The following is a 25,458-nucleotide window of genomic DNA, read 5'->3' as shown; positions in this document are numbered from 1 at the left end:
TTGTATTCCCGTCAGATTGTGCGAGCGTTGGTCGCAGGCAAAACAGGGGCAATAACCAATGAGACCAGCACTTTATCTGATCACGGTGGTGGGGCTGTCGGCCTGTACGCAAACGTCCTCGGGCAATGCGGTTTCAGAAACGGATTTGCAGGGCAGTTGTGAAGCGCTTGTTTCCGCCGAAACGGGGGTTGGCCCCAAGGACGTGAGCGCCATTTCCACCCGGTCCGAGCCGACAGGATCGGTTACGACCTTGTCGGTCGCAGGGGCGCAGGCACCATGGTTGTGCATGTCTGATCCGTTCGGTGTCATCACGGGTGTGCAATACAGCCAAGAAGGTTAGTGGCCGTCAGGGTTCAGACGCCCGTTGAGGCAGATCAATGTCGATACATGCGAATAACCTTATGCTTGGGACCAAGGAGGAATTCGTCATGTATACTCACATTATGTTCCCGGTTGACTTGCATCTTCCCCCCGAGGTTCGCAAAGCCGCCGATGTCGCTGCTGAAATTGCCAAGTGGCAGGATGCGAAGATAACCGTAGTCAGTGTGACCGGAACTCAACCCGGTGACCCGGTTCAGACGGACGCAGCAATCAACGAAGAATTGCAGGGTTTCGCCGATGAACTGGCCAAGAGCGGCGGGACAGAAGTCGCATACCGAAATATTCACTCGGTCGATGTTGCAGCTGAGGTTGACGGTGACCTGATGCGCGCCGCCGAGGAAATTGGTGCTGACCTGATTGTTGTAGGAACTCACGCCCCGCGGATCACGGACTATATCTTTTCAAGCCATGCAGGGTACCTGGCCAAACACGCCAAGGTTTCGGTTTTCGTCGTGCGCTAAATCTAGGGATCGTCAGCCGCAGGCAGTTCAATTTCCAGAAACCGTTCGAACGCGTCCAGATTGACGGGCTCGAACTGTCCAAAGCCTTGCATCCAGACCGACGCTGTGCGCAGGGCGTCAGGTTCCAGCTTGCACCATTTCACCCGTCCGCGTTTTTCCTGGCTGATCAATCCAGCCTTGGTCAGGATCACCAGATGTTTCGAGATTGCGGCCAGCGACATCTCGAACGGTTCTGCCACATCGGTCACGGCCATATCATCCTCAAGCAGCATCGCCAGAATGGCGCGGCGCGTGGGGTCGGCGAGAGCTGCGAATACGGTGTCGAGATCATTGGACATGCCTTCGCTCAACCACAGCCTTCGAGTTTGGTCAACCATTTGGTTGAATATGCGGATTCAGGGGTTTTGGTTGAAGCCGCTGCGCTTGCGCAGGTTTTGCCTCGGCTGAGGTTGGGTGAAAAACTATTAAAATCAATTATTTAAACTGCGGCAATTCGGTTGCTCAACGCCGTTGACTCTGTGCGCCTTGCCCCTTAGCACCCTACCCAAGACTGTGCGAGGGAAACGCCCGTGACCGATGATGACCAAAAGCAGCGTATGGCGCAGCTGGAGGCGAAGATCGAGGCGGCGAAAAAGGCGAAGCAGCCAAAGCCTCGTGCAGATGCTGACGTGTCCGGGGGCGAGCTTGCCTGGAGGATGGTCATCGAAATGGTATCCGGTCTGGGGATCGGATTTGGCATCGGATACGGGCTGGACAGCCTGCTCGGGACGATCCCGATCTTTCTGGTGCTGTTCACATTGCTGGGCCTCGTCGCCGGAGTGAAAGTTATGCTCCGCAGCGCCAAAGAGGTTCAAGAGAAACAAACGGCAGCGACGGCTGCCGAGAAGGACGAGAGGGACTGAACGTGGCAACTGAGACCACCGCAGCAGAAGGCAGCAGCCTGGTTTTCCACCCGATGGATCAGTTCATCGTCAAACCGCTTTTCGGTGACGGTGCAATTGCATGGTACACGCCCACCAACGTGACCCTGTGGATGTTCCTGGCGATTGCCGCGATCTTTGCTCTGCTGGTTCTCAGCACTTCGAAACGCGCGATTGTTCCGACCCGGATGCAGTCGGTGGCTGAACTGGCCTATGGTTTCATCTACAAGATGTTGGAAGACATCTGCGGCAAGGAAGGCGTTAAGTACTTCCCCTATGTCATGACCCTGTTCATGTTCATCGTCTGCGCAAACTTCCTGGGCATGATCCCGACGTCCTTTACCACCACATCGCATTTCGCCGTGACCATCCCGCTGGCGTTGGCCGTGTTCCTGACCGTGACTGTTCTGGGTTTCGTCAAGAACGGTGCCGCGTTTCTGGGTCTGTTCTGGGTCTCCAGCGCACCGCTGGCCCTGCGTCCGGTTCTGGCGATCATCGAGCTGATTTCGTACTTCGTACGCCCTGTCAGCCACTCCATTCGTCTTGCCGGTAACGTCATGGCGGGCCACGCGGTTATCAAGGTGTTCGCAGGCTTTGCCGCGATCGCCGTGATCTCGCCCGTGTCTGTTCTGGCGATCACCGCAATGTATGGCCTCGAGGTCCTTGTGTCCTTTATCCAGGCCTACGTTTTCACCATTCTGACCTGTGTCTATCTGAAAGATGCGCTGCATCCGTCGCACTAAGGTCTGATACCCCAACATCGAAACTTCCAATTCGTAAGGAGAAACATCATGGAAGGCGATCTCGCACACATCGGCGCAGGCCTGGCAGCAATCGGTTCCGGCGCAGCCGCAATCGGGGTGGGCAACGTTGCAGGCAACTTCCTGGCCGGCGCCCTGCGCAACCCTTCGGCGGCTGCTTCGCAGACCGCAACCCTGTTCATCGGTATCGCATTCGCAGAAGCCCTGGGGATCTTCGCATTCCTGGTCTCGCTGCTGCTGATGTTCGCCGTATAATCTGCGGAACCTGATCCTTACGCGCAGGTGGGCCCAAGCCATAGCGGCCCGCCTGTTGTAAAGACAACGTTCCGACGGAGGACAACATGGCGACTGAACCTATTGCCGAAGAAGTAGTTGGCAAATGCGTAGACTCCCATGGCTCGGCCATCGGGATGCCGCAGCTCTGCTTTGATTGGTTCCCCAACCAGATTTTCTGGCTGGTCATCACGCTGGTCGTCATCTTTCTGGTCCTGTCCCGCGTGGCCTTGCCGCGCATCGCGGCAATCCTGGCTGAACGTCAGGGGACCATTACAAATGACCTGGCTGCGGCCGAAGATCTGAAGGCCAAAGCGGTCGAGGCCGAAGAAGCCTATAACAAAGCGTTGGCCGATGCCCGTTCTGAGGCGCAACGTATCGCTGCCGAAGCACGCGCCGAAATTCAGGCTGGCCTGGATGACGCGATCGCCAAGGCGGACGCGGAAATCGCTGCAAAGGCGGCTGAATCGGAAAAGGCGATCGCCGATATCCGTGCAGGTGCGCTGGAAAGCATTCAAGTGGTTGCCAAGGACACGGCGGCTGAACTGGTTACTGCACTGGGCGGTGAGGCGGATGCCAAAGCCATTGACGGTGCTGTTGACGCGCAGATGAAAGGATAAGCGACATGCGGAACACTCTTGCCCTTATCCTGACCTTTGGCGCTGCCAGCCCCGCTCTGGCCGCAAGCGGCCCGTTCTTCTCGCTTGGCAACACCGACTTTGTGGTCCTGTTGGGCTTTATCGTCTTCATCGCGGTCCTGTTCTATTTCAAGGTGCCGGGTATGATCGGTGGCGCGCTGGACAACCGCGCCGAGGGCATCAAGTCCGAGTTGGATGAAGCCCGTGCCCTGCACGAAGAAGCCCGCACCCTGTTGGCCTCGTACGAGCGCAAGCAACGCGAAGTTCAAACGCAGGCAGACGCGATTGTGGCGGCTGCAAAAGACGACGCCGCGCTGGCGGCCGAACAGGCCAAGGCCGATCTGGAAAAGTCCATTGCGCGCCGTCTGGCCGCTGCACAGGATCAGATCGCATCGGCCGAGGCTTCGGCAGTTAAAGAGGTGCGTGATCAGGCGATTACTGTTGCTGTTTCGGCGGCAAATGCGGTTCTGGCCAAGCAGATGACGGCGACGCAGGCGAACAAGCTGATCGACGCTGCAATTGCCGATGTGGGCGAAAAGCTGCACTAAGATCTTCACATGATGAAATTGAAAAACCCGGCCTCAGAGCCGGGTTTTTTCTTTCTTACGATGCGAAGATCAAGCCGCTGAGCGTTGACTTGGCAGCCGGTTCAGAATGTCCGCATATTTGGCTGAGGCGACAAACAGTTCCGGTAGTTCGCTCAGTACAGCGTCGATGGGATCGTAAACCGCCGACGCTTGATCTAGAATCTCATCGGGTATGGATTTCTTTGCGCGTTCTATTCTTTCGGGCAGGGAAAAGTTCAACTCCAGAAAATCGGCAACTTCGCTCTGTCTGCGCCAGATGGCATCATAGTTCAGGCACAGGACAGGTACGTTTTCGAACGTGGCCCATTGCCTCATCTGCTCTGCTTGGTTGAGAACGTCATATTTGAATAGATCCTCAAAAGTTCCTTTGGCGTGAAGATGTGCGAAATGCTGACGGATCCAGTCGCGACCATAGCGACCAAGCACGGAATAGACCGAAAGCGCCGAGTCTTTTGTCGGGCCATGGCAGAACAAGACCTTGACGTTGTCACGACCTCTCAGCACGCCGGGAAAATCATGTGTTTTGACAAGGTTTCCCTGATGCAATTCGGCCTGTGCCAGCTCCATTTTAAAGGTCGCTTTGGGCTTGGGCCACACACGCCGCTGCTTTTGCGCCTTCCACAAAGTATCAAACATGAGCGTGCTACCGGATCGACCGTTGCTGGCAACGATCAAGCAGGGGTTCGTTTTTGGGCGTTGCCCGGGTTTGAAAAGGATCATGTCAGGCACCAGGGTTTCAGCGACGGTTAAGGTTCGCGACTTGCCTGTTTAATTGGTTTAGCTGCGGGTCAATATCCAGCAGATAACCAGCAGAAATTGCATAATAAATTATGAACTTTTTGTGTTCGGATTTGAGTTGCGACAGTTGGGCGCTGCACTGATACCTCGCGCGCCTCTTCAGGTTTGACCGGTCTCATGCTGCAGCCGTTGCTGTGCGATGGCTTCGTTTCGCAGGGCTTTCTGGTGATCTTCCATACAGCTCTGGACATAGTTCAGATGCTGCTGGACTGCATCGCGGGCTGCATCGGGGTCGCGTGCCTGCAGGGCTGTGTTGATCGCGCTGTGCTGGTCCAGAATGGCACCACGCGTTGTGCGCTGCTGAAACATCATCTGACGATTGTAGAATACGCCCTGTTGCAGCAGGTCGTACATCGACCGCATCATATGCAGCATAACTACGTTGTGGCTGGCCTCGATGATGGCCATGTGGAATTGCGCATCCAATTGTGCCTCGTCCTGAGGGGCGTTGCGCGCATGCGCAGCCTGCATCTTGTCGAAAATCGCCTGAACCACTTTCAAATCGCTGTCTGATCCCAGCCGTGCGGCACGCTCGGCCGCCAACCCTTCTAGATCGCGGCGGAAAGACAGATAGTCGAACACTGCTTCTTCGTGGCTGCTGAACAGCCGAACCAGCGCCGGGGAAAAGGCAGAGCCCAGAACCTCGGCCACATAGATACCGGACCCGGCCTTGGCGGTCAGCAACCCCTGATCCTGCAATTCCGAGATCGCTTCGCGCAACGAGGGGCGCGATACGCCCAGCCGCTCTGCCAACTCGCGTTCCGCCGGAAGCCGCTCGCCTGGGCGCAGGATGCCACGCAGGATCAGCAATTCGATCTGTTTCACCACTGCGATGGACAGCTTTTCAGTCTGGACTTTTTGAAAGGGCATGTCGGCTTTTCCGAAATTGGTCAAATCATATGACCACGTAATATTGACCGGTTCAAGAACAGGTGAATGTTGGTTCGGAAAATTAGGTCAGAATGATTGACATTAAGTAATTCGCGCTTAGTCTGCCCTGCGAGGTAGGGGAGGAGACCAATGTCGACCAAAGACCTGTTTGCCACGCGAACAAAGCGGATGAAGGCGTCCGAGATACGCGAATTGCTCAAGCTGTTGGACCAGCCGGGCATTATTTCCTTCGCGGGAGGAATTCCGGATCCGGCGTTGTTTCCAGCAGAGGGTTTTGCCGCTGCGTTCCAGAATGCACTGGGCACTGAACTAAAAGATCAGGCGCTGCAATATTCCGTCAGCGAGGGCTATGCCCCGTTGCGTGAATGGCTGGTCGATCATATGCGCCAGATCGGGATCGACTGCGGGCTTGATAACATCCTGATCACGTCGGGTTCGCAGCAGGCACTGGACTACTTGGGCAAGTTGTATCTGTCGCCGGGTGATACAGCACTGGTCGGATGGCCCACCTATCTGGGGGCGTTGGCCGCGTTCAATGCTTATGAACCGCGCTTTGACCGGCTTGGCATCAACGGCAACCGCAGGGCGGCTGAATACGCTGCCGCAGCGGGTGAGGGGGCTGTTAAATTTGCGTATCTGTCGCCTGACTTTGCCAACCCGACCGGAGAAACTGTAGACCTGCGCGGCCGCGAAACCCTGCTCGATCTGGCGGACGAATTGAACTGCGCTGTGATCGAAGACGGCGCCTATCAGGCCCTGCGCTATGATGGGGAAGCAATTCCGCCAGTTCTGGCGTTGGAATTGGCGCGCAAAGGGTCGATCGAAAACTGCAGGACGATTTATTGTGGCAGCTTCTCGAAAACTTTGTCTCCGGGTCTGCGGGTGGGATGGGTCGTGGCGGCCAAGCCGGTGATCTCGCAGCTGGTGTTGATGAAACAGGCGGCTGACTTGCATTCCGCGACGATCAACCAAATGGCTATCAACGAAGTGGCGCGTGCCTGCTTTGATACGCATATCCCCATGTTGCGCCGCGTTTACGGCGCACGACGCGATGCGATGCTCAGCGCATTGCGCGAACATATGCCCGCTGGAGTGGACTGGACCAAGCCCGAGGGCGGCATGTTCATTTGGGTGACCTTGCCCAAGGGGCTGAGCGGGGCTGATTTGCTGGCCAAGGCGATTGAGACGGTGAAGGTGGCTTTTGTTCCCGGCCAGGCGTTCTTTCCGGACGAAACCGGGGCCAATACTATCCGTTTGAGCTTTTCGAATTCGGATGAGGCAAAAATCCGCGAGGGTATCCGCCGGTTGGGCGACGTCCTGCGAACCTAAATGCAGGAAAGGTTCTGTTAACCATATTGCGGCAATGCTGGCCGTATGTTCCGGTTTCTGTTCCTCCTATCGGTGCTGGCCGCCTGTTCGGCCGGCACCCCCTATTTCCGGGATATCCCTGCAACCCGCATCGCCGTGAACGGCAGTGTCTTTGACGTACGCGTGCGCGGGGATCTGGCCGAGGCCGTGCGGATCAACACCCAATACGCCCCGCGTCTGGGGCCGATCAAAGATCGGGCGGGGCTGGCCATGGCGCAGGTTTCGGGCTGTCCAATCCTGGATGTACTGGGCGACGCCGCGGTGACCGTTGGTGTGCTGGGCTGTGACCACGAGGCGGGGGAACGTCTGTTGTTGACCGCCATCTCGACACCGAATTACGAATGCGTCGATTATGGTGTTTATGAGGATATTGGGAAGGAGTACGGCTTTCAGGTGTTCGAGTGTACGCCGTACTGAGATACGCGTATTCCTGCGCATTTCGGCAAGATATTGTGGATAAGTCGGGGTGATATCCCATATCCTGCGCAACTTCGTTGACTCAGCCCCCATCCGTTGCGCAGACTTCCTTCACATAGGAATCACAGGACTCATTGCCTTTGCGCTTTAGCAAACTCAAACTTACCGGCTTCAAAAGCTTTGTTGATCCGACCGATCTGATCATTGCGGATGGGTTGACCGGTGTGGTGGGCCCGAATGGATGCGGCAAGTCCAACCTTCTGGAAGCTCTGCGTTGGGTGATGGGGGAAAACCGCCCCAAATCCATGCGTGGCGGCGCTATGGAGGATGTGATTTTTGCAGGCGCCGCGACGCGCCCAGCCCGTAACTTTGCCGAAGTTGTCCTGACCATGGACAACTCGGAAAGGCTGGCACCGTCAGGGTTCAACGACGCGGATCAGCTTGAGATCGTGCGTCGCATCACCCGGGACGTAGGCAGCGCCTATAAGACCAATGGCAAGGACGTGCGGGCGAGAGATGTTCAGATGCTGTTTGCCGATGCTTCGACAGGTGCGCATTCACCTGCGCTTGTTGGGCAGAACCGCATTGCCGAACTTATCAACGCCAAACCCCGCGCCCGCCGCCGCATTCTGGAAGAGGCCGCAGGTATCTCGGGTCTTTATCAACGTCGGCACGAAGCCGAATTGAAGTTGAAGGGCACTGAATCCAATCTGACCCGCGTCGACGATGTGCTTGAACAACTGGGCGGCCAGCTTGCGCAACTGGCGCGCCAGGCCCGTCAGGCCGCGCGCTATCGTGAGATTGGCGAGCAACTGCGCCAGGCCGAAGGCATGTTGCTCTATCGTCGCTGGAAAGAGGCAGACATGGCCCGCCAGCAGGCCGAAGAAAAGCTGCGCGAACGGATCACCGAGGCGTCGCGGGCCGAGGCCGAAGCCCGCGCGGCCGCCACCAAACGTGCCGAAATCGAAGAGACCCTGCCACCTCTGCGCGAAGAAGAAGCCATCGCCGCCGCCGTCCTGCAACGCCAGCAAGTACAACGTGATGCCCTGTCGGATCAGGAAACCCGCGCCCGCCAGACCATTGAGACGCTGACCAACCGTATTCAGCAATTGGGCAACGATATAGAACGCGAAACCGGCCTGAATCGCGATGCCGGCCAGATGATCGAACGTCTGGAATGGGAAGCGCGCGAATTGGCCAAGGCCGCCGAAGGGCACGAGGATAAGGTGGCCGAGGCTGCCGAAATCGCGCGTGAGGCGGCGTCAGTGTTGCAGGACCGTGAAGATCATCTGTCGCAGGAAACCGAGGATATGGCGCGCTTGGTCGCCCGCCACCAATCGGCGCAGCGTCTGGTTGAAGACAGCCGCAAGACGTTGACTCGATCCGAGGCCGAAGAGGAAAAGGCCCGCAGCGCCGTGGATGAGGCGCGCGAAGCTTTGACCAACGCAAGCGACGCGTTTGAGACTGCGCAAGAGGGCGAGGAAGAAGCCCGCGAGGCGGCTGAGGCCGCCGAGGAAGCGCTCGCCGCAGCGGATGAGCTGCGCAATGATACGCAAGCGCGTGAGGCTGAGGCCCGCGCACAACGGTCTGAGGCCGAGGGCGAACTGGGCGCGATCCGTGCCGAAACCTCAGCGCTGGCAAAGCTGGTGGAACGCGACACAGCCGAAGGCGGTCAGGTACTTGACCTGCTACGCGTCGAACCCGGTTACGAAAAGGCACTCGGAGCTGCACTGGCCGATGATCTGCGTGCCCCACTGGTCGAAGGCGACGGTCCATCGGGTTGGGTACAGGTAGCGGGCTATGATGCTGATCAGCCATTGCCGGATGGGGTTGAACCGCTGGCGCTGCATGTGTCTGGCCCGGATCGCCTGAGCCGTCGGATCGCGCAGATTGGTCTGGTTGATGCGGATCAGGGTGCGCGTTTGCAGGCTTCGCTGAAGCCGGGGCAGCGTCTGGTGTCCCGGTCCGGCGATTTGTGGCGGTGGGACGGGTTCCGCGCCTGGGCTGAGGATGCACCAAGCGCCGCTGCCCTGCGGCTGGAGCAGCTCAATAAGCTGGAGGCGCTGAAACAGGAGCTGACCCGCACCGAGGCACAGGCCGAAGGTGCCCGCGCCGCGCATGAGGCGTTGTCGCAGCAACTGGCTGATGTCACCGAAGCGGACCGCCGCGCCCGCGATGCCCGCCGCGCCGCCGATCAGCGTATGGCCGAAACCGCTCGCGCGCTCAGCCGCGCCGAAGCTGACCGCAATCTGGCGCAAGGCAAGCTTGAGACACTGTCGCTGGCCGTGGATCGCCACAAAGAGGACGCCATGTCCGCCCGCGCGCAGCTGCGCGAGGCCGAGGGGGCGTTGACCGGTCTGGGCGATCTCGACACCGCCCGCGCGCAGGTCGAAGATATCAAACAGACGGTCGAGGCTGCGCGGATCACTATGCTGACCCATCGCTCGTCCCATGATGAATTGCGCCGCGAGGGCGAGGCCCGCACGCGACGTTCGCAAGAGGTTACAAAAGACCTCAGCGGGTGGAAGCATCGTCTGGAAACGGCGGAAAAACGGATATCAGAGCTGGCCGAACGCAAGGAAAGTTCGGAAGAAGAGCTGTCCGAAGCGATGGCAGCGCCCAGCGAGATCGCCGAAGCCCGCGAGGAGCTGAACGAGCTGATTGAAACGGCCGAGGCTCGTCGCGCCGACGCCGCCGATAAGTTGGCCGAAGCCGAAACCCAGCAGCGCGAAGTGGTGCTGGCCGAACGGGATGCGGAACGTCAGGCTTCGGAAGCACGCGAATCCCGCGCGGCGGCAGAAGCACGTTGTGATGCCGCCAAGGAAAGCGTGACTGCAACGGCAGAACGGATTGCTGAAGATCAGCAGCTGACCCCGAACCAGTTGCTGAATCAGTTGGACGTGAACCCCGATCAGATGCCTGCCGCCGACGCGCTTGAGGCCGAAGTGAACCGTCACAAGCGCCAGCGCGATGCGATGGGTGCGGTGAACCTGCGCGCTGAAGAAGATGCCAAAGAAGTTCAGGAAGAGTTTGACACACTGAACAGCGAAAAGGCGGATTTGGAAGAGGCAATCAAAGCCCTGCGCTCTGGTATCGCCAGCCTCAACCGCGAAGGCCGCGAACGTCTGTTGACCGCGTTTGAACAGGTGAACTCAAACTTTGCCATGCTGTTCAAGCACCTCTTCGGCGGTGGCGAGGCCAATTTGGTTATGGTCGAAAGCGACGATCCGCTGGATGCCGGGCTTGAGATCATGTGCCAGCCGCCGGGCAAGAAATTGTCGACGCTCAGCCTGTTGTCGGGTGGCGAACAGACCCTGACGGCGACGGCCTTGATTTTTGGCGTCTTCCTCGCCAATCCGGCCCCGATTTGTGTGTTGGACGAGGTCGACGCGCCGCTTGACGATGCCAACGTCACCCGGTTCTGCGACCTGCTGGATGAGATGTGCCGCCAGACCGATACACGTTTCCTGATCATCACTCACCACGCGGTGACGATGGCGCGGATGGATCGTCTGTTCGGCGTGACCATGCAGGAACAGGGCGTCAGCCAGCTTGTCTCGGTCGATCTGAAAAAGGCCGAGCAGATGGTCGCTTGACCCATCACTGCAACGTTATGCCCTTTTCATCACCATTCGGGGTAGGGTGTTGGTATGACCCGTCTTTTGATCCTTATCCTGCTGATCGCAAGCCCGGTATGGGCGGCGGAATGGCCAACCAAACCCGGAGATATTCCCCTGACGCCAACAGAACTGGAGGCGCTGGCCGGGCGCACACTGACCTTTTATGATGATGGGCAATCCAGTTTCTCAGTCGGCGGAGCCTACTCTTACACCTATGCCAGCGGTGAATCCGCCTTTGGCACCTATTCGATCGCCGAGGATGGCAGCGTCTGCATCCAGTACAGAAACGGGTTCGACCGCTGCGATTTGTATGTGCGCAGCGGCGAACGACTGATCCTGATTGATCAAAAGGGCGATCGTTATCCGGTGCGACCGGAGTAATTGATTGGCAAATGTGAACTCTGGTTGTCATGTGATAGAAGAAATTCCAAAAAAGTTGGAAATTTGGGAAAAAAACTACTCAATGAGTTGATATACCAGCCACATCTGAAAATTTTTGAATAGGCGAACAGATGTGTCGGTTTCTGGCTTGGGTCGGCGAGCAGCGGTATCTTGATGAATTAGTTCTGGATCAAGAGCAATCTCTTGTCATTCAGAGCCGCAACGCGCTGATCGGGAAGACGCCCGTAAATGCTGATGGATTTGGGCTTGCGTGGTATTCTGATCGTGAGACGCCATGTTTTTATAAAGATACACACCCAGCCTGGTCGGACGCAAACCTTAAGCAATTGACCCATCATACCAGATCGCGCCTTTTCCTGGCCCACGTTCGGGCCTCGACCGGGACAGCCACGTCTCGGAACAACTGTCATCCTTTTGGGGTCGGTGCATGGAGCTTTATGCACAATGGCCAAGCCGGAGGGCATGATCTGATCCGGCAGGAACTGGACGCGATGATCCCAGCACATCTGTATGGGTATAGATTTGGCGCAACAGAAAGCGAAGCGATCTTTCTGATCGCGCAAGGCGAGGGGCTAGACGCTGACCCGGTAGCAGCAATGTCCCGAGCGGTCGCGCGAGTGGAGGCGGCGTCAAGACGATGCGGTGTGTTACCCTATCTTAGGTTCGCGGCCTGCTGGTCAGATGGAGAACGTATATTTGCAGCGCGTTATGCTTCGGATCGGTACGCGCCGAGCCTGCATTACCGTCGCTGCAAAGATGGTATTATCATCTCATCAGAACCATTGGATGGTGACAGCGACGGCTGGGTCGAAATTCAGCCGAACACTGCAATCGAAACGGAAGGATCAGAGATCATTTCACACGCGTTCGAACCTGGCCGAGCACTTTTTGCGGCAAAAAGCGCGTAATCCAACAACGTTTCACAAACGTCCAAGCAATTCGGCCGTCGGCCAGGCATCCGCCGGTAATCCGAGCCGCGCTTGTTCAGCCTGAACAGCAGCCCGTGTACCCGCGCCCAGAATTCCGTCGATTTTGCCTACATCATATCCGCGCGCCTGTAGCTTGCTTTGTAGCTGTTTCATTTGTGCGCCTGAAAGCCCCTGTGAAGCATTACCGGCATCATAGATTTGACCACCTTCCAGCCGTGTGCCGAAATAGGCGGCGGTTAGAACGTAGACAAAGCTCTGATTCCATTCGAAATAGACGTCAAAATTCGGATAGGCCAAAAAGGCCGGGCCGTTGTGGCCCTGCGGCAATATCAGCGATGCGGGCAAGTTAGCCAAAGATCCGTTGCGGGCCTGGACACCCATGGCCTGCCAGTCGGACACTGGGCGCGGTTTGCCCGGGCCGGACAGCGACCAGTCCATTTGCGCGGGCACTGTCACCTCTTGCAGCCACGGCTGCCCCGGCTGCCAGCCCAGGTGCGACAGCATCTTGGCGCCCGACATCAGCGCGTCCGGCGCGGACGTTTTCAACGAGACCGTGCCATCTCCGTCCCCGTCGACACCGTTTTCTAGAATGTCGCGAGGCAGCATTTGCACCATTCCAATCTCACCAGCCCAGGCACCGGTGGTGCGATTCGGTTCGAAATTGCCCTGTTGGTACAGCTCGATGGCCGCAAAGATCTGTGGTCGGAACAGTTCGGGGCGGCGGCAATCATGGGCCAGTGTTACCAGCGCGTTGCGGGTGTTGAAGTCGCCCTGAAACGCGCCATAGTCGGTCTCGAACGCCCAAAAGGCCAAAAGAACCCCGCGTGAGACGCCGTATTCCTGCTCAATCCGATCAAACACCGCATCATATTTGCGTGACATGGCCTGACCCCGGTCGATCCGGTTTTGCGAGATCAAATGGCGTGAGAAGTCGATGAACGGTTTCTGAAACACACCCTGCGCGCGGTCGGCTTTCAGGACGGCGCCGTCCTGCTGTACGCCGTTGAAAAACGCATTGACGGTGGATTTGTCGAACCCTTGCTGTTTGGCCTCAGCCTTCAGCCCTTTGACGAAGGAATTGAATCCGCCACCGCATTGGGCAAGGGCGGGCGAGGCGAGCAGAACGGCGGCAACAAGGCCAGAGAGAATGCGCATGGGCAGGTCCGTCAGAGAATAAAGCTGACCCCAACCCACACCGATAGAAGGCCAAGCGCAAGCCCCCAAACGGTCCACAGCATGTTACATGCGCGGAAAACCTCTGTCGCGCCGATTTCGCGCGGAGCATCGCCGTTCACCCAGGCTAGATCGCGGACCTTACCGTCATAGCTGCGCGGGCCCGCAAGGGCCACGTTCAGGGCGCGTGCCATGGCGGCCTCGGGCCATCCTGCATTGGGAGAGATATGGCGGCGCGCATCCGCCACCATGTCAGGCCAGCGTTCCCATTGGCGGGACAGTGCCACGATTATCAGGCAGGTCAGGCGCGCGGGGATCAGGTTCAGCATGTCGTCCAGTCGGGCGGCGGCCCAGCCAAAGTCGCGGTACTTTTCGGTGCGGTAGCCGATCATACTGTCGGCGGTGTTGATAGCCTTGTAAATCAGCAACCCCGGCAACCCGGCGAGCAGGAACCAGAAAGCAGGTGCGATGACCCCGTCGCTGAGGTTCTCAGCCGCGCTTTCGATCGCAGAGCGGGCAACCTGCGCCTCGGTCATGTCGCGAGTGTCGCGGGACACGATCATCGCGACCTTGGCGCGGCCCTCGGCCAAGGAGACGCGCAGCCCTTCGCCCACATCGCGCACATGCGACACCAGCGATTTCTGCGCCAGCAGGATGGCACAGAGTATGATCTCAGCGACTGGTCCTAGCAGTGCCAGCAAACGTCCAAGGATCAATGCGCCAACGACCAGCAATATCACTACTGCGACGCCTTTCATTCGCCGCTGCGCGCCGTGGTTCAGGTGCTTGTCCAACCACCCGATGATGTTGCCCATCACGACTGCCGGGTGGCGAACGCGCGACCAGAGCCAGTTCGGCTCACCCAATGCCGCGTCCAGACACATGGCGCAGACCAGCATGAAAGTGATGCTCACAGTGCGGCCTCTAACCTGCTCCATCCATCCGCTGGGGGCAGGCCAACCCGCAAGTAGGTCTGGGAATAGGGGAAGACGCGGCTCCAGATATGGGCGCGGGCCAGACGGTCCTGCCATTGGGTTGCGTTGTCGACGGTGTAGAGGCGAAACAGCGAAGTGCCCCCGACCAGGGTGGCTCCTTTGTTGATCAGTAATCGATCCAGCCGGTCAGACTCGACGGTCAGGTGCTGACGGGTGGAACTGGCCCAGTCAACGTCCCGCAAAGCCTGCTCTCCGATCCGCAGGGCAGGACCGGACACGGACCAAGGCCCCGTCAGGTCGTTCAGCCGGGCGATCAGGTCAGGATGACCGATGGCAAACCCCAGCCGCAGCCCGGCAAGCCCCCAGAACTTGCCAAAGCTTTTCAGCACGATCACACCGGGGCGCGCGGCCAGATGGATCAGTGAAACACCGGGGCTGATATCGCAAAAGCTCTCGTCGATCACGGTCAGCGGGGCGTCTGCATCCGCCTCGGACCAAATCCGGCCATCGGGGTTGTTGGGATGCACGATGACACGGGCGTCGGCTGGGCCGTTGGGTTGAACGGTCCAGCCTTGCGCGGCGAAGGCGGCGGCATGTTCGTTGTAAGTGGGCGTTGTGATCTGAACCCGACCACGGGCGGCCAGCGCCGGAATGCGGGAGATCACCGCCGATGCGCCGGGCGCGGGCAGGATTGCGGCCCCATTGGGCACTGCCCAGAACTGGCGGGCGGCCTCAGTCAGGCGCTCGAAGGCACCATGATCCGGCAACTCAGCCCAGTCTGAAGGGATCAGTCCAGACACCTGATAGGGGTGAGGATTTATCCCGGTGGACAGGTCCACCCAATCGGTGCGCGTGCCGCCATAAGATGCGATGGCCCCGTCCAGCCCTCCGCCATGGTCGCGTGCGGCGCGTGGGTTCAAATTCTCGGTAGGGCTTGCCATGGGGTTTCTCGCTGGAATCGCCTGTTTCGGCCCGTTTCAAGCGGATTTTTGCCGTTTACACAAGCGAATCCGCAAGTTCCGGGCCTTGCGGCAACGTCGTTAACGCTTTGTTAAGGAATAAGCGTGATCACAATTCACGGGGGGTCGGCACCATTCACTCTTTTTTGGGCCGAGGTTGTCGCAAATGAATGTTTTGATTGTTGAGAGTAACCCCGACCTTGGTCGGGTCTGGAAAAGGCATCTTGAACGGCACGGCACCGAAGTGACGCTGGTGGCCGGGCAGGAGGCAGCGATTCTGGCGCTGTATGGTCAGGAGTTCGATATCATCGTGCTGGATCTGGTGCTTGAAACCGGCAGCGCGCTGGCCGTGGCCGATTTTGCCAGCTATCGCCGCCCCGAGGCGCGGGTGATCTTTGTCACAAACACCACCTTTTTCTCGGACGGTTCGATCTTTGCCCACAGCCCGAATGCCTGCGCCTATGTGCAAAGCGCAACGCCGCCAGAGGATCTGGCGGCGATGGTCGAGCATTACGCGGCGGGTCGCTGACCGCGCCCGTGGGGGTGCAGATAATCCAAGGATGGGTTCACTGGGATGATCCGGCTCGGATTGATTGTTTCGTGGCTGTAGTGATAGTGGCGCACGATATGGTTCATATTTACCGTCTGTGCGACACCGGGCCATTGATATAGCTCGCGTGTGTAGGCCCACAGGTTCGGACAGTCGATCAGCCGCCGCTTGTTGCATTTGAAATGCAGATGATAGACCGGATCAAACCGGATCAGGGTGGTGAACAGCCGCCAATCTGCTTCAGTCACCTGATCGCCCATCAGGTACCGGTTTCGGGCAAGGCGATCTTCAAGCCAGTCCAGTGTGTCGAACAGGGGATGCACGGCGGCGTCATAGGCCTGTTGCGTGGTGGCAAAACCGGATTTGTAGACCCCATTGTTGATGTCGGAATAGATGCGGGCGTTGACCTCTTCGATCTCGTCCCGCATCGCCTCGGGCCAGTAGTTATCGGTGTTGCCGGTAATGCCGTCAAAGGCCGTATTGAACATACGGATGATTTCCGAACTTTCGTTCGAAACGATGGTCTGTTGTTGCTTGTCCCACAGGATCGGCACAGTGACACGTCCCGAATAAGCTGGATCAGCCTTGGTATAGATTTGATGGGCGTAATCGAATCCATAAAGGGTGTCGCCGGTTGCACCGTGGTCGTCAGTTTCAAAGGTCCATCCCTTGTCCAGCATGTCTGGATGCACCACCGAGACGGAAACCAGATCGCTCAGCCCTTTTAGTTCGCGAAAGATCAGTGTGCGGTGTGCCCAGGGGCAGGCGTGGCTGACATAGAGGTGATAGCGATCCGGTTCCGCCTTGAAACCGTCCTTGCCGGACGGCCCTGCGCTGCCATCTGCGGTCAGCCAATTGCGAAACTGCGCGGCGCTGCGTTTGAAGGCGCCGCCAGTAGATTCGGTGTCATACCATGTGTCATGCCATTTGCCGTCGACCAACAGGCCCATTGCGTATCCTCCGCTTGTGCGTTTCGACAAACATAGGGTGTTGAACACAGCCTTGACACGTGAAGGGTCGCGCACTGGCTCTGCGTCTGCGCACAGGGCATGCGATGATTTCCCAGCAACAGATCGTCAGCGCATGGCGCTATGTGACGGCCTTCACTGGATTTTTACAGTTGAGCCGTCACAATGGAATCCATTGCCGGGGGAATAGTTGTTATGAGTACCTATGTTTCAAAGGAAATAAGCGCAGAATTGGACGCGGCGCGAATCGCGGGGTTGAAGAAAACCAGCCGCCTTCGTGTCGAAGTTGACGACAATACGTTCAAAATACTCAGATTGTGGAAGGATGGCTTTACGGTTGAGGCCGCTACGACACCGCAATTGCGTGGATTGGTCGATATCTACGACGGTGCGCGCCATTTGTATCAATGCCTGATCATCGCCGATGATGAAGAGGCCGGTGAGATGCGGTATGATTTTAAGCGTAGTACGGCCGCGGCCGACAAGGCCCCGCTGGATTTCTACCGCGCACCCGACGCGCCGATTGCTTTGCTAGGGCACAAAGACTAGGGACGGATTTTTCGAACAGGATGTAATCGGTTTGGTTGCTTGCGGCACCAATGCGGCGCGGGCGTGCGCAGGTCTAATCTGTGCCAGCTAATCCACGCCGCAGCAGCCAGTACGACAAGCAGGATCAATAGCTCAATCTTGCGCGACGCTATTGAAGGTCGCCAAACGCGCGTTTCAGGCGCGCGCAGGCTTCCTCGACGCGGCTGCGCTGGGTGGCCAGATTGAACCGTTCGAAAGTCTCTCCGCCAGCGCCGAATCCGGGGCCGGAGGAGGTGGCAATCCGGGCGTCCTCGCGCAGACGTCGAACAAACTCGTCGTGATCCATCCCGGTGCCCGAGAAATCGACCCAGGCCAGATAGGTGGCCTGCAGGGGCATTGACCACAGACCCGGTATTTCGGCGATGGCGGCGTCAAATAGTTTGCGGTTGCCGTCCAGGTGCGCCACCTGCGTATCCGCCCAGGCCGCGCCTTCCGGTGAATAGGCCGCAGTGATCATGGCCACGCCTAAGGCGCTGGGCGCATAGTCCAACGTTTTCAGCCGATGCCGCATAGTGGCGCGCAGCTTGTCATCGGGGATGATCATGTTGCCGGTCCGCTGCCCTGCGATGTTGAACGTCTTTGACGCCGCAGTCAGCGTCACGGTCCAGGGGCGTGCCTCGGGCGCGGCCTTGTCCATCGGCACGAAGGTATGACCGGAATAGACCAGATCCTGGTGAATTTCATCCGACACAAGGATCAACCCGTTGCGCTCGGCAAAGGCGGCGACGGCCCGCAGCTCCTCGGGGCTCCAGACCCGACCCGACGGGTTTTGCGGTGAGCACCACATCAACAGTTTTTCAGACCCGTCCAGCCGTGACTGTGCATCCTCAAGATCAATGCCATAGCTGTCGCCTTGCCGCGCCAGCGGGCATTCCACCACGCGCCGCCCAGCGGTGTTAATCTTATGAGCAAACTCGTGATAGACCGGGGTAAAGATGACAACACCATCCTCCGGCTGGGTCCAGACATCCAGGCACAGGGCAATTGCATTGCCCAACCCTTGCGAGGTCAGCACCCAATCGGTGTCAATCGCCCAATCGTGACGGTTCTGCATCCACCACTGTACAGCGGCCAGATATTGCGGGTGTTCCCAGGTATAGCCAAAGGCCCCGTGATCGGCGGCATCCCGGACAGCCTCGATTACGCAAGGCGCGGTGGCATAATCGGAATCGGCGGTCCACATGGCCAGCCCATCTTGTGGCGAGACACCGTACAGCTTTTCCATCTTGTCCCATTTTGAGCTGTTGGTGCCCCGGCGGTCGATCAGGTCGTTGAAAGTCATGTCTGCTCCATCTGTCCGCAGGAAAGCTAGCTACAATTCCCGCAGGTGCAAGGGGGGCGTTGCGGCGGGGGGCGGGATGGCCTAAATCAACCCCATGAAGCGTAATATTTTGATCCATCCCGACCCCCGTCTGAAAAAGGTCTGCGCCCCGGTGACCGACCTGTCGGACGAACTACGCAAACTGGCCGACGACATGCTTGAGACGATGTATGATGCGCCCGGCATCGGGCTGGCCGCACCGCAGATCGGCGTGCTGGACAGGCTGATCGTGATGGACTGCATCAAGGAAGAAGGCGAGACGCCACGCCCTCTGATCATGTTCAACCCTGAGGTCATCACTTCGTCAGACGAGACTAACGTCTATGAAGAAGGGTGCCTGTCGATCCCTGAGCAGTTCGCCGAGGTGACGCGCCCGAAAGTGGTGGAGGTGACGTGGATGGATCGCGACGGGAACTTGCAGAAAGAGACGTTCGATGGGCTCTGGGCAACCTGTGTGCAGCACGAGATCGATCATCTGAACGGTAAGCTGTTCATTGATTATCTCAAGCCGCTGAAACGTCAGATGATCACTCGTAAGATGCAGAAACTCAAACGCGAACAGGCCCGCGCGTGACCGTCCACACCTGCCTGCCCTGGCCGGACAAACGTCTGCGGACCAAGGCCGAGGATGTGTCTGAAGTAACCGACGAAATTCGTGCTATCTGGGATGACATGATCGACACGATGGAGGCCATTCCTGGCGTTGGCCTCGCCGCCCCGCAGATCGGTGTGATGCTGCGCTTGGCGGTCGTTGACGGATCGACCGAGCGGGGCCGTGCAGTACGTCTGGCAAATCCCGAAATTCTGCACAGCTCTATCGAATTGCGAGAACACGAAGAGGCCAGTCCGAATCTGCCCGGCGTCTCGGCCAAGGTGAAACGCCCGCGTGCGGTGACGGTCCGGTTTCTGAACGAACAGGGTATGATCGACCGCCGCGACTTTGTCGGGATCGAGGCCACCAGCGTGCAGCATCAACTCGATCATCTGAACGGTCGGATGTATTTTGATCGTCTCAGCAAGGTCAAACGCGACATGCTGCTGCGCAAAGCCAAGAAACAGGGGTAGTAATGCGCGTCATTTTCATGGGCACGCCCGATTTTTCGGTCCCAGTTCTGGATGCGCTGGTTGAGGCCGGGCATGAGATCGCCGCAGTCTATTGCCAACCTCCGCGTCCGGCCGGGCGGGGCAAGAAAGACCGCCCAACGCCCGTGCATGCCCGGGCCGAGGCGTTGGGCCTGACTGTCCGCCATCCGGTTTCACTAAAGTCGCCTGAGGAACAGGATGCCTTTGCCGCACTGAACGCTGATGTGGCCGTAGTGGTGGCCTACGGGCTGTTGTTGCCTCAACCCATTTTGGACGCCCCGGCGCAAGGCTGCCTGAATATTCACGCCAGCCTGTTGCCACGCTGGCGCGGGGCGGCTCCGATCCATCGGGCGATCATGTCAGGCGATGCGGAAACCGGCATCTGTATCATGCAGATGGAGGCCGGTTTGGACACCGGCCCCGTCCTTTTGCGGCAGGCCACTGATATCGGGCCGCAGGAAACCACGGCGCAACTGCATGATCGTCTAGCACCGATGGGGGCTGATCTGATCGTAAAGGCTCTGGCCCGTCTGCCCGAACTAACGCCCGAGCGTCAGCCCGAGGATGGCGTGACTTATGCCTCGAAGATCGACAAGGCTGAGGCGCGGGTCGACTGGACCCGCCCGGCGGTCGAGGTAGATCGCCAGATACGTGGCCTGTCACCCTTTCCCGGTGCGTGGACTCTGATCGGAGGCGATCGGGTCAAGCTGCTGGCCTCGAAACTGGCCGAGGGACAGGGCGCGCCCGGAGAGGTTCTGAACGACGCGCTACGCGTGGCCTGCGGTGATGGGGCGATTGACCTGTTGCGCTTGCAGCGAGCAGGAAAAGGGGCACAGGATACGAAAACCTTCCTGCGAGGATGGCCGGTCGCAGCCGGAACCCGCCTGAACACGGAGTAAGACAAATGTTCATGGTCTTGATGGGCACCGTCGTGATTGCCGGTATCGTGGGCTATCTGGCCGAGAAGACCGGGTTTACCCATAACGGATACCTGCCCTCGATCATCATTTGCGTGGGCGGGGCGTTTCTGTTCTATTTTGTCCGCATCATGTTCGGTATCAGTTTTGGCTCGCCCGGTCTGAACGCAGTTCTGTCGTCCATTGGTGCGCTGATTATCGTGCCAACGCATTGGAGGAAGTAACGTGCCCGTCATTGCCCTGATCGTCATCGGTGCCGCTGCCGGATTTCTGGCCACCCGGTTGATGCGGATTGAGGCAAACATACCAACGACCATGCTGATCGGAATCATGGGTGCGCTGGTGAGTGGGTTCCTATTGCGCTTTTTTATTACAGTGGCAGGTTGGCTGTCGGGCTTTGTGGGCGCGGTACTGGGCGCATTGTTGGTGATCTGGATCTGGCAGACCTATCTACGCCGCTAACCTCTTGACGTTTGGGCAGGATGCCAGCCAGATCGCCGGAATATCCAACCTGAAAGGTGCCTCATGCCACATAACCTGAATTCCGGTGACGTCGCTCTGATGGGAGTGCCGCTGGATTTGCATTCGTCTTTTCTGCAAGGACCTGCCTTTGCACCGGGTCGTATCCGCGAAGCGCTGCATTCCGGGGCCGCCAATCTGACAGCCGAGGATGGAACCGATCTGGGCGCGACGGACCGCTTCAAGGATACCGGCGACCTGGAGGTGTTCGAGATGATCGGGCAGGAACCCATCGACCGGATCGAAAAGGGCGCTGCCGCCCGCATCGCAACCGGTGCGCGGCTGTTGTCACTGGGCGGGGACCACTCGGTCGCTTATCCGCTGATCAAGGCGCATTCTGAGCGGTATGAGGGGCTGAACATCCTGCATATCGACTCGCATCCTGACCTGTATGAAAGCCAGCAGATCGGCCCTTTGGGCCACGGTTGCCCGTTCGCGCGGGTGATGGAAACCTGTCAGATCAATCGTCTTGTGCAGGTGGGCATCCGCACCATGAACAAACACCAGCAGGAACAGGCCGACAAGTTCGGGGTCGAGGTCATCGACATGCGCAACTGGCGCCCTGATTTGGATATCCGTTTTGACGGCCCGGTCTATTTGTCGTTAGATCTGGACGCGCTGGACCCGGCTTTTGCGCCCGGCGTGTCGCACCATGAACCCGGCGGGTTGAGTACGCGTGAGGTGATCAATCTGATCCACCGGTTCGAAGGTCAGCTTGTTGGTGCGGATATCGTCGAGTTGAACCCCCATCGCGATCCCTACGGAATGACCGCAATGGTGGCGGCGAAATTCGTCAAGGAAATTGGCGCGCGGTTGTTGTCGCGTTAATGGCGGGGCGGGCGGCTTTTGTAAGCGGGCAGTCTCCAGCCGAACAGTAATGACCCCGCCCGCAAGGCCCAGCAGATCAGCGCGCAGGTCGCCAGCGTCACAAGCTCGTCGACCCCAAGACGGTGTGCGATCACGGCGGTCACAGCACCCGCGAAAGCGCATGAAACGTAAAGCTCTCCCTGTTTCAAAACCAGCGGTACCTCGTTGCAAACCACATCGCGCATCAGCCCGCCCAAGCATCCGGTGCAGACACCCATCAAAACCACAATGGTGCCGGACTGCCCCAACGACAGCGCCGCACCTGTTCCAGCCGCGACCGCAATAGACAGGGCAAAACTGTCCAGCCAGATCAGCCAGTTATAACGGCTTTCAACGAGGTGTGCGGTGAAAAACACCAGCACCGCTGCAGCTACGGCGATCAGGATATAGTCGGGTTGCCCAATCCAGAATACCGGATGCCGGTTCAAAAGAACGTCGCGCACAGTGCCACCGCCTACTGCCGTCAGGCAGGCGATGAAGGCAAAGCCCACCAAATCCAGCTGCGCTCGGCTGGCCACCAAGGCACCGGTCAGGGCAAAGACAAGAACCGAGGCATAGTCCAGCAGGGCCAGACCGTTCACGATTTGGCCTTTTGGGGCTTGAACGGTGCCATGCCGGCGCGGGCTAGCTCATCGGCTTTTTCATTTTCGGGATGGCCCGCGTGACCCTTGACCCATTCCCAGATCACATCATGCCGGGTCTGGGCCTCATCCAACCGCTGCCACAGATCGACATTCTTGACCGGTTTTTTGTTCGAGGTCTTCCAGCCGTTCCGCTTCCATCCGAAAATCCACCCCGTCACACCATTCTTTACATAGGCACTGTCGGTTATGACGGTGATTGTCGAGGCGCGATCCAGCGCCTCTAGCGCATTGATCGCGGCTAGCAGTTCCATGCGGTTGTTGGTGGTCTCGGCCTCTCCGCCCTTCAACTCGCGCTCTTTCAGGACTTTGTCGCCATCCATTGCGCGCAGCAACACGCCCCAGCCGCCGGGTCCGGGATTGCCGGAACAGGCTCCGTCGGTATAGGCAAACAGTTCAGGCATGGGCCAGCACCAGAATGAACCCGTCATAAGACCCGGCCAGACCCGTTCCCATACCGGTGGTGATCCGGTCGATGGTGAACCCGGTTTGTTCCAGCGCAGCCTCGATCTCGGTCTGTGAGAAATAGGTGTAGTAGCGATCCAGATCGTCGCGGTGTTCGCCCGTGCCCAGCTTCAGGCCGAGGAAAAAGATGCCCTCGGGCTTCATTGCCCGGTGAATGGCCGCCAGGTGGCGCGAGAAATCTGTTCGGGGGGCGTGCAGCAGGGAAAAGCTGGCATAGATGCCGTCATAGGCGTCCACCTCGGTCACATCGTCAAACGTGCCCAGATGCGCGTCGACACCATTTTCCCGCGCGTGTTCGACGAAGGCAGGGGTTGCGTCCAGTGCGCGGACGGTCATGCCCTCGCGCATGAAAAAGGCGCTGTCTGAACCCGGGCCCGAGCCCAGATCCAGAATGTGGCCACTGCCAACGGCCTCGGTAAAGGCCAGGCGGGCCTCGATCTGTTCCGGGGGCAGGGGGATTTGCAGGTACTCCGCCACCCGTGTCGTATAGGCGTTGATCGTTTTATCGTCGGTCACAGGTATACTCCTACGGCGAGGCAGACCAACACGACGGCGGTCAACATGACTCGCAACCGCAGCCACCAGGTTGGGGTCAGCCGCCAATAGGCAAAGATGGCATCCAGTACCAACAACCCGGCAAAACCGTACATCAGATTGGTGCCGGTGCTGACAGGACCGCCCCCGGTTTTAAAGAACGCCCATAGCGCGGGTAGAACCGACAGGGCATAACATGTCGCCGCCTTGCCGCCCGAGGTTTTGGTGGCGAATCCCCACAAAACGCCGGACATAAAGCTCAGGATCACCGAGCCATAGAACAGCTGTACATAGGGCCCGACGAAACGCGAGCCAAACATCTGCGTACCCCAACTATGCAGATCATCGTTCAGATAAGTCAGCGCGCCCCAGATAAACGGGATCAGCCCCGCCAGTCCAAGAAAAAGCGGGGCCGTTGGTATGCCCCTCATGCAGGTTCTCTCAGCACGCGGGGCACTTTGAACTCGACGTTTTCCGTAGCGGTTTCGACCAGCTCGACGGTCACGTCATAGTGGGCGCGGAAGGCGTCGATCACTTCATTGACCAGCACTTCGGGAGCCGACGCCCCGGCGGTGATCGCAACCGACGAGATACCTTCGAGCGCGCGCCAGTCGATCTCGGTCGCGCGTTGCACCAGCTGCGCGTAATTGCAGCCCGCGCGCGAGGCGACCTCAACCAGGCGGCGCGAATTCGAGGAATTCGGCGCGCCGACAACCAGCAAGGCATCCGACTTCGGGGCTACGGCCTTGACGGCCTCTTGCCGATTGGTGGTGGCGTAGCAGATGTCTTCCTTGTGCGGTCCAACGATGGCCGGGAACCGTTGTTCTAGCGCGGCGATGATGTCCTTGGTGTCATCCACCGACAGGGTGGTCTGGGTGACAAAAGCCAGTTTGCCCGGATCGCGCACCTGTACGGTGGCCACATCCTCGACGGTTTCTACCAGCAGAACCTCACCCTCGGGCAGCTGACCCATGGTGCCGACGGTTTCGGGATGGCCTTTGTGACCGATCATGATCATTTGCAACCCGGACTCGGCGTGGCGCTGGGCCTCGACATGGACCTTGGATACCAGCGGGCAGGTTGCGTCGACATAGATCATCTCGCGCTGTGCCGCGGTCGCGGGGACGGATTTTGGCACACCGTGGGCTGAGAAGATTACCGGACGGTCGTCGGGGCATTCGTCCAGTTCTTCGACGAACACGGCACCCTGCGCGCGCAATCCGTCGACGACGAATTTGTTATGCACGATCTCGTGGCGCACATAGACCGGCGCGCCCCATTTCTGCAGCGCCATCTCGACGATCTTGATGGCGCGGTCGACACCGGCGCAGAATCCGCGCGGGGCAGCAAGGTAAAGAGTCAGGGGTGGCTTAGTCATGTCACGGTCTCCTTAGGCCACAGGTAAGTCTTTTCCCGGCCTTGGTCCAGACAGGAGCTTGTCATTTCCCTGACATGAATCGGTGCTAGCCAATAGATGTTTCAGCACCTGTTC

The 25,458-nt window shown here is 58.7% G+C and carries 33 protein-coding genes; 20 read left to right on the top strand and 13 right to left on the bottom strand.

The window, feature by feature from the left end:
- Positions 1 to 58: 58 nt before the first annotated feature.
- The gene (locus ACR0LY_RS11765) at positions 59 to 340 is read left to right on the top strand and encodes a hypothetical protein (protein ID WP_170350333.1); all 282 of its coding nucleotides are present in this window, start codon (positions 59 to 61) and stop codon (positions 338 to 340) included.
- Between the two features lie 88 nt (positions 341 to 428).
- Complete coding sequence (locus tag ACR0LY_RS11760) at positions 429 to 842, top strand: universal stress protein (RefSeq protein ID WP_170350334.1); 414 nt, start codon at positions 429 to 431, stop codon at positions 840 to 842.
- 2 nt (positions 843 to 844) lie between these two features.
- Here the strand turns inward: ACR0LY_RS11760 and ACR0LY_RS11755 are convergent, their stop codons facing one another.
- The gene (locus ACR0LY_RS11755; protein WP_170350335.1) at positions 845 to 1,180 is read right to left on the bottom strand and encodes an ArsR/SmtB family transcription factor; all 336 of its coding nucleotides are present in this window, start codon (positions 1,178 to 1,180) and stop codon (positions 845 to 847) included.
- 231 nt (positions 1,181 to 1,411) lie between these two features.
- On the opposite strand from ACR0LY_RS11755, the gene ACR0LY_RS11750 reads away from it, so the two are divergent.
- The 5 genes from ACR0LY_RS11750 to ACR0LY_RS11730 all read left to right on the top strand — a co-directional run bounded on the left by ACR0LY_RS11750 (position 1,412) and on the right by ACR0LY_RS11730 (position 3,982).
- On the top strand, positions 1,412 to 1,744 hold the full coding sequence (locus tag ACR0LY_RS11750) for an AtpZ/AtpI family protein (RefSeq protein WP_170350336.1): 333 nt from the start codon (positions 1,412 to 1,414) through the stop codon (positions 1,742 to 1,744).
- 2 nt (positions 1,745 to 1,746) lie between these two features.
- Positions 1,747 to 2,505: a F0F1 ATP synthase subunit A gene (locus tag ACR0LY_RS11745; RefSeq protein ID WP_170350337.1), complete on the top strand. Its 759-nt coding sequence runs from the start codon at positions 1,747 to 1,749 to the stop codon at positions 2,503 to 2,505.
- A 48-nt stretch (positions 2,506 to 2,553) separates the two neighbouring features.
- Entirely contained in the window at positions 2,554 to 2,778 is a 225-nt protein-coding gene (locus ACR0LY_RS11740; RefSeq protein WP_005981269.1) for a F0F1 ATP synthase subunit C, read from the top strand.
- 86 nt (positions 2,779 to 2,864) lie between these two features.
- Complete coding sequence (locus ACR0LY_RS11735; protein ID WP_170350338.1) at positions 2,865 to 3,416, top strand: F0F1 ATP synthase subunit B'; 552 nt, start codon at positions 2,865 to 2,867, stop codon at positions 3,414 to 3,416.
- A gap of 5 nt (positions 3,417 to 3,421) precedes the next feature.
- A complete protein-coding gene (locus tag ACR0LY_RS11730; RefSeq protein ID WP_170350339.1) occupies positions 3,422 to 3,982 on the top strand; it encodes a F0F1 ATP synthase subunit B in 561 nt (186 codons plus the stop codon).
- Positions 3,983 to 4,051: 69 nt separating this feature from the next.
- Here the strand turns inward: ACR0LY_RS11730 and ACR0LY_RS11725 are convergent, their stop codons facing one another.
- Both ACR0LY_RS11725 and ACR0LY_RS11720 read right to left on the bottom strand, forming a co-directional pair.
- Entirely contained in the window at positions 4,052 to 4,657 is a 606-nt protein-coding gene (locus ACR0LY_RS11725) for a hypothetical protein (protein WP_170350340.1), read from the bottom strand.
- 261 nt (positions 4,658 to 4,918) lie between these two features.
- The gene (locus ACR0LY_RS11720) at positions 4,919 to 5,689 is read right to left on the bottom strand and encodes a FadR/GntR family transcriptional regulator (protein ID WP_170350341.1); all 771 of its coding nucleotides are present in this window, start codon (positions 5,687 to 5,689) and stop codon (positions 4,919 to 4,921) included.
- A gap of 150 nt (positions 5,690 to 5,839) precedes the next feature.
- Here ACR0LY_RS11720 and ACR0LY_RS11715 point away from each other — a divergent pair, with 150 nt between their 5' ends.
- From ACR0LY_RS11715 to ACR0LY_RS11695, 5 genes are all read left to right on the top strand, one after another.
- Positions 5,840 to 7,039 (top strand): aminotransferase-like domain-containing protein, encoded by a 1,200-nt coding sequence (locus ACR0LY_RS11715; protein WP_170350342.1) that lies wholly within the window; start codon positions 5,840 to 5,842, stop codon positions 7,037 to 7,039.
- Between the two features lie 45 nt (positions 7,040 to 7,084).
- A complete protein-coding gene (locus tag ACR0LY_RS11710) occupies positions 7,085 to 7,495 on the top strand; it encodes a hypothetical protein (protein WP_170350343.1) in 411 nt (136 codons plus the stop codon).
- A 140-nt stretch (positions 7,496 to 7,635) separates the two neighbouring features.
- Positions 7,636 to 11,091, top strand: coding sequence for a chromosome segregation SMC family protein (locus tag ACR0LY_RS11705; protein ID WP_170350344.1), 3,456 nt, complete (start codon positions 7,636 to 7,638; stop codon positions 11,089 to 11,091).
- A 54-nt stretch (positions 11,092 to 11,145) separates the two neighbouring features.
- Entirely contained in the window at positions 11,146 to 11,496 is a 351-nt protein-coding gene (locus ACR0LY_RS11700) for a hypothetical protein (RefSeq protein ID WP_170350345.1), read from the top strand.
- Between the two features lie 131 nt (positions 11,497 to 11,627).
- A complete protein-coding gene (locus ACR0LY_RS11695; protein WP_170350346.1) occupies positions 11,628 to 12,425 on the top strand; it encodes a class II glutamine amidotransferase in 798 nt (265 codons plus the stop codon).
- Between the two features lie 12 nt (positions 12,426 to 12,437).
- Here the strand turns inward: ACR0LY_RS11695 and ACR0LY_RS11690 are convergent, their stop codons facing one another.
- The 3 genes from ACR0LY_RS11690 to ACR0LY_RS11680 are packed head-to-tail and all read right to left on the bottom strand — an operon-like array spanning position 12,438 to position 15,495.
- Positions 12,438 to 13,601, bottom strand: coding sequence for a lytic murein transglycosylase (locus tag ACR0LY_RS11690; protein ID WP_170350347.1), 1,164 nt, complete (start codon positions 13,599 to 13,601; stop codon positions 12,438 to 12,440).
- 11 nt (positions 13,602 to 13,612) lie between these two features.
- On the bottom strand, positions 13,613 to 14,533 hold the full coding sequence (cbiB, locus tag ACR0LY_RS11685) for an adenosylcobinamide-phosphate synthase CbiB (protein WP_170350348.1): 921 nt from the start codon (positions 14,531 to 14,533) through the stop codon (positions 13,613 to 13,615).
- On the bottom strand, positions 14,530 to 15,495 hold the full coding sequence (locus tag ACR0LY_RS11680) for a threonine-phosphate decarboxylase (RefSeq protein ID WP_170350349.1): 966 nt from the start codon (positions 15,493 to 15,495) through the stop codon (positions 14,530 to 14,532). Before ACR0LY_RS11680 ends, cbiB begins: the two co-directional genes overlap by 4 nt.
- A 184-nt stretch (positions 15,496 to 15,679) precedes the next feature.
- Between ACR0LY_RS11680 and ACR0LY_RS11675 the strand changes: the two genes are divergently transcribed.
- Complete coding sequence (locus ACR0LY_RS11675; protein ID WP_170350350.1) at positions 15,680 to 16,042, top strand: response regulator transcription factor; 363 nt, start codon at positions 15,680 to 15,682, stop codon at positions 16,040 to 16,042.
- On the opposite strand, the gene ACR0LY_RS11670 is transcribed toward ACR0LY_RS11675, so the two are convergent.
- Positions 16,024 to 17,013: a glutathione S-transferase family protein gene (locus tag ACR0LY_RS11670; RefSeq protein WP_170350351.1), complete on the bottom strand. Its 990-nt coding sequence runs from the start codon at positions 17,011 to 17,013 to the stop codon at positions 16,024 to 16,026. The genes ACR0LY_RS11675 and ACR0LY_RS11670 overlap by 19 nt on opposite strands.
- A 213-nt stretch (positions 17,014 to 17,226) precedes the next feature.
- On the opposite strand from ACR0LY_RS11670, the gene ACR0LY_RS11665 reads away from it, so the two are divergent.
- Positions 17,227 to 17,580, top strand: a complete 354-nt coding sequence (locus ACR0LY_RS11665) for a hypothetical protein (protein WP_170350352.1) — start codon at positions 17,227 to 17,229, stop codon at positions 17,578 to 17,580.
- 148 nt (positions 17,581 to 17,728) lie between these two features.
- Here ACR0LY_RS11665 and ACR0LY_RS11660 read toward each other — a convergent pair whose 3' ends face one another.
- Positions 17,729 to 18,901: a MalY/PatB family protein gene (locus ACR0LY_RS11660; RefSeq protein ID WP_170350353.1), complete on the bottom strand. Its 1,173-nt coding sequence runs from the start codon at positions 18,899 to 18,901 to the stop codon at positions 17,729 to 17,731.
- Positions 18,902 to 18,995: 94 nt separating this feature from the next.
- Here ACR0LY_RS11660 and def (ACR0LY_RS11655) point away from each other — a divergent pair, with 94 nt between their 5' ends.
- The 6 genes from def (ACR0LY_RS11655) (at position 18,996) to speB (ending at position 22,287) form a co-directional block, all read left to right on the top strand.
- On the top strand, positions 18,996 to 19,514 hold the full coding sequence (gene def, locus ACR0LY_RS11655) for a peptide deformylase (RefSeq protein WP_170350354.1): 519 nt from the start codon (positions 18,996 to 18,998) through the stop codon (positions 19,512 to 19,514).
- Positions 19,511 to 20,005: a peptide deformylase gene (gene def / locus ACR0LY_RS11650; protein ID WP_170350355.1), complete on the top strand. Its 495-nt coding sequence runs from the start codon at positions 19,511 to 19,513 to the stop codon at positions 20,003 to 20,005. Before def (ACR0LY_RS11655) ends, def (ACR0LY_RS11650) begins: the two co-directional genes overlap by 4 nt.
- Positions 20,006 to 20,007: 2 nt before the next feature.
- Positions 20,008 to 20,922, top strand: coding sequence for a methionyl-tRNA formyltransferase (gene fmt, locus ACR0LY_RS11645; protein ID WP_170350356.1), 915 nt, complete (start codon positions 20,008 to 20,010; stop codon positions 20,920 to 20,922).
- Positions 20,923 to 20,927: 5 nt separating this feature from the next.
- On the top strand, positions 20,928 to 21,164 hold the full coding sequence (locus ACR0LY_RS11640; RefSeq protein WP_170350357.1) for a hypothetical protein: 237 nt from the start codon (positions 20,928 to 20,930) through the stop codon (positions 21,162 to 21,164).
- Between the two features lies 1 nt (position 21,165).
- Positions 21,166 to 21,402, top strand: coding sequence for a GlsB/YeaQ/YmgE family stress response membrane protein (locus ACR0LY_RS11635; RefSeq protein WP_170350358.1), 237 nt, complete (start codon positions 21,166 to 21,168; stop codon positions 21,400 to 21,402).
- A gap of 63 nt (positions 21,403 to 21,465) precedes the next feature.
- On the top strand, positions 21,466 to 22,287 hold the full coding sequence (speB, locus tag ACR0LY_RS11630) for an agmatinase (protein WP_170350359.1): 822 nt from the start codon (positions 21,466 to 21,468) through the stop codon (positions 22,285 to 22,287).
- On the opposite strand, the gene ACR0LY_RS11625 is transcribed toward speB, so the two are convergent.
- Genes ACR0LY_RS11625 through ispH form a run of 5 tightly spaced genes read right to left on the bottom strand, consistent with a single transcriptional unit; the run spans position 22,284 to position 25,344 of the window.
- Positions 22,284 to 22,907: a trimeric intracellular cation channel family protein gene (locus ACR0LY_RS11625; RefSeq protein ID WP_170350360.1), complete on the bottom strand. Its 624-nt coding sequence runs from the start codon at positions 22,905 to 22,907 to the stop codon at positions 22,284 to 22,286. The two genes, speB and ACR0LY_RS11625, sit on opposite strands and share 4 nt — an antisense overlap.
- Entirely contained in the window at positions 22,904 to 23,371 is a 468-nt protein-coding gene (gene rnhA, locus ACR0LY_RS11620; RefSeq protein WP_170350361.1) for a ribonuclease HI, read from the bottom strand. The genes ACR0LY_RS11625 and rnhA overlap by 4 nt, the downstream gene beginning before the upstream one ends.
- Positions 23,364 to 23,948: a class I SAM-dependent DNA methyltransferase gene (locus ACR0LY_RS11615; protein ID WP_170350362.1), complete on the bottom strand. Its 585-nt coding sequence runs from the start codon at positions 23,946 to 23,948 to the stop codon at positions 23,364 to 23,366. The genes rnhA and ACR0LY_RS11615 overlap by 8 nt, the downstream gene beginning before the upstream one ends.
- Positions 23,945 to 24,397 carry a DUF3429 domain-containing protein gene (locus ACR0LY_RS11610; RefSeq protein ID WP_170350363.1) on the bottom strand — a complete coding sequence of 151 codons (453 nt, stop codon included), beginning with the start codon at positions 24,395 to 24,397 and terminating at the stop codon, positions 23,945 to 23,947. Before ACR0LY_RS11610 ends, ACR0LY_RS11615 begins: the two co-directional genes overlap by 4 nt.
- Positions 24,394 to 25,344: a 4-hydroxy-3-methylbut-2-enyl diphosphate reductase gene (gene ispH / locus ACR0LY_RS11605; protein ID WP_170350364.1), complete on the bottom strand. Its 951-nt coding sequence runs from the start codon at positions 25,342 to 25,344 to the stop codon at positions 24,394 to 24,396. The genes ACR0LY_RS11610 and ispH overlap by 4 nt, the downstream gene beginning before the upstream one ends.
- Positions 25,345 to 25,458: the final 114 nt, after the last annotated feature.

The sequence above is a fragment of the Ruegeria sp. BC5 genome (assembly GCF_056539205.1).
Note: the sequence above shows the minus strand (reverse complement) of the source record. Positions and strands in the feature narration are given on the sequence as shown.